At 65.7% G+C, this 3,072-nt stretch carries 2 protein-coding genes; both read left to right on the top strand.

Going from position 1 to position 3,072, the window contains the following annotated elements:
* The coding region (locus EOD07_RS28620) for a hypothetical protein (RefSeq protein WP_348627789.1) at nucleotides 1-1,461 on the top strand (1,461 nt) is incomplete at its 5' end.
* Between the two features lie 154 nt (nucleotides 1,462-1,615).
* Nucleotides 1,616-2,920 (top strand): ABC transporter substrate-binding protein, encoded by a 1,305-nt coding sequence (locus tag EOD07_RS28615; protein WP_127237752.1) that lies wholly within the window; start codon nucleotides 1,616-1,618, stop codon nucleotides 2,918-2,920.
* The last annotated feature ends 152 nt before the right edge of the window (nucleotides 2,921-3,072 follow it).

Raw genomic sequence — 3,072 nt, 5'->3', positions numbered from 1 at the left:
ATCTCCCCCCTTGCGGGGGAGATGTCCGGCAGGACAGAGGGGGGTGTGAAGGATCGCGGCGCTGGCGTTATTCTCGCATCAGCCACCGCCCTCGCCTTCCTCCCCACCCCCGCCTTCGCCCACGCCTCCGATCGCGGCCATGTCCTGCTTCTCCCGACGGGCTACTACATCGCCGGCGGCGCTTTTGCCGTGGCGGTCAGCTTCCTCGTCCTGGCGTTGCTTCCGCCTGCCGCCCTCGACCGCTTCTGGCGTCGGCGCATGTCCTTGTTCACCGTCAGCGACGTTCCACGCGCCATCGTCAGTTTAATTTCATTTGCCGGCTTCGTACTTCTCGTCGCCGCCGGCCTTTTCGGCAGCCGCGACCCGCTTTCCAACCCGCTACCGCTGGTGATCTGGACGCTGCTCTGGGCCGGCTTCACGCTGCTGCAGGGCGCGTTCGGTGACCTCTGGTCGTGGCTCAACCCATGGTACGGCCCTTGGCGCGTCGCCGCTCGCGTCTTCGGCCTTCAGGCTGGCGAGGCAAAGCCGTCACGCCTGCCGTCATGGCTCGGCTTCTGGCCGGCCTTCATGCTGTTCCTCGCCTTCGCCTGGTTCGAGCTGATCGATCCGGCGCCCGACGATCCGGCCCGCCTGGCCTTTGCCGCCGGTATCTACTGGCTGGCGAGCTTTGTCGCGATGCTCATCTTCGGCTACGGCGCCTGGAGCAAGCGTGGCGAATTCTTGACCATCTTTTTCGCCATGGTCGCCCGTTTCGCGCCGTTCGAGCGCCGCGAAGGCCGCCTCTCGCTCTGCTGGCCCGGCGCCAAGCTGCTGGCCGCCGAGCCGCTGCCGCTGAGCGGCACGGCCTTTCTTCTGCTGGCGCTGTCGTCGGTGTCCTTCGACGGCCTGTCGAAAACCTTCCTCTGGCTTGGCCTGTTCGGCGTCAACCCGCTGGAGTATCCCGGCCGCACCGCCCTGATCGGCATCGGCAGCTTCGGCCTCGTGCTCACCTTTGTCCTGCTCGCGGCGGTGTTCGCGTTGGCCGTCTTTCTTGGACAGCGGCTCGCCGGCGATGCGCAGCCGTTCGGAAAAGCCGCCGGCCTGCTGGTCTGGTCGATCGTGCCGATCGCGCTCGCCTACCACATCGCGCATTACCTCGCCGTGCTTTTGGTGGACGGCCAGTATGCGCTGGTCGCGCTCTCCGATCCCTTCGCGCTCGGCTGGAACCTGTTCGGCACCGCCAACAGGATGGTCGAGGCAGGCATCGTCGCCGGCGCTCAGTCGGCCTGGTGGCTGTGGAATCTGCAGGCCGGCGTCATCATCGCCGGCCATGTGCTGGCGGTCCTGATCGCGCACGGGCTCGCCTGGCGGCCGCATCCGCAAGCCTCCCGCGCGGCGCTCAGCCAGCTTCCGCTGACACTCCTGATGATCGCCTATACGATATTCGGCCTTTGGTTGCTTGCCACGCCGACGGCGGGATGAGAGAAGGGCGCCGCTGAATACCGTTGGGGAAGCTCGCTTGCCAGCTCATGGCTTTGGTGATTTAGTTTGTACACATGCAATTTTCGCATCCTCCGCGCGAGGAGGATCGAGCCGCCTTATCGCTGGTCAAAACTGAAAAAACAGGGGAACGGACATGGCTGACAAGAACGGATTTTTCGACCTCTCCAAGACGACGCTGTCTCGCCGCACGGCGCTGAAGGGCATGGCCGCGGGCGCCGGCCTCGCGCTGGCCCCCGGCTTCGTCCGCTACAGCCAGGCGCAGAGCTTGGCGCCCATCAGAATAGGTTTCCAGTCGCACCGCACCGGCATCGGCGCCGCCTATGGCCGCTGGTACGAGAAGACGAGCGCGGCCGCCGTCAAGGCGATCAACGACGCCGGCGGCATCGGCGGCCGCAAGGTGGAGCTGGTGATCGAGGATGACGGCACCGATCCGGCGCGCGGCGCCGAGGTGGTCAACAAATTCGCCAAGCAGCACAAGACCGACATCGTCTTCGGCACGCTGTTCTCGCATGTCGTGATTGGCTCGGCGCCCGCCGCCGGCGAGAACAAGATCCCCTATTTCGTGGTCAGCGAAGGCCATCACGTCGCCTCCACCAAGCTCAACCGCTACGTCTTCCAGCCCGGCATCACCGACGTGAAGAGCCAGATCCAGTCGATGGCGCCGTGGATTGCCGCCAACGCCGGCAAGAAGGTGACGCAGATCTTCCCGGACTTCGCCTTCGGCTACGACCATCGCGACTACCTGCCGCCGGCGCTGAAGGCGCAAGGTGGCGACGTGATCGCGCAGATCGCCATCCCGCCGACGGAAAGCTCCTTCACGAAGTACTTCCCGCAGATCCCGGCCGAGACCGAGGTGATCTACCACGTCATGGTCGGCCCTGCGGTGCTCACCTTCGTCAAGGAGCTCGGCGAGTTCTACGGCTCGCAACGGCCGCAGCTCTTCGGCTTCATCGACTCGCTGGAAGCCGTCGACATCAACAGCCCCGGCCTCGAATTCCTCGACGGCAGCCATTTCTGGGAAGGCTCGCCGCGCTACGCGCAGCCCGACGATTCCGCCGCGCAGAAGGCCTACCGAGCCGCCGTCGGCATCGACGACAACGGCGCCGCCGTCGGCGACCCCAAGGACGTCTCCACCGCCGCCCACATGTTCGGCTGCTGGGAAACGCTCTATGTCGTCAAGAAGGCGATGGAGGATGCCGGCTACAAGGGACCCGAGGATCGCGCCAAGCTGGTCGAGGCCACCGAGGCGCTGAAGGAATTCGCCGAAGGTCCGGAGCATCCGCAGGGCCCGAAAACCTTCAACGGCAAGATCCACCAGTGCTTCGGCATCCAGAACATCTCCAAGGTCGAAGGCGGCAAGCTCAAGGTCGTCCACAAGACCAAGATCGAGGACGGCCTCTACGAGCCGGAAGGGGATTACACGACGCAGGCGCTGTAGGCGCCTTACCCTCCCCCTTTGTGGGGAGGGTCGGCGAACCGGCTTTGCATTTCGCGAAGCCGGTGAGACGGGGAGGGGGCTGCGATGGCCCTTGCCCCACCCCCCACCCGACCGCTACGCGGTCACCCTCCCCACGAGGGGGAGGGTAAGGG

It is taken from the genome of Mesorhizobium sp. M2C.T.Ca.TU.002.02.1.1 (assembly GCF_003997225.1).
The sequence above is the reverse complement of the archived record's forward strand: the minus strand, read 5'-3'. Positions and strand labels throughout refer to the sequence as shown.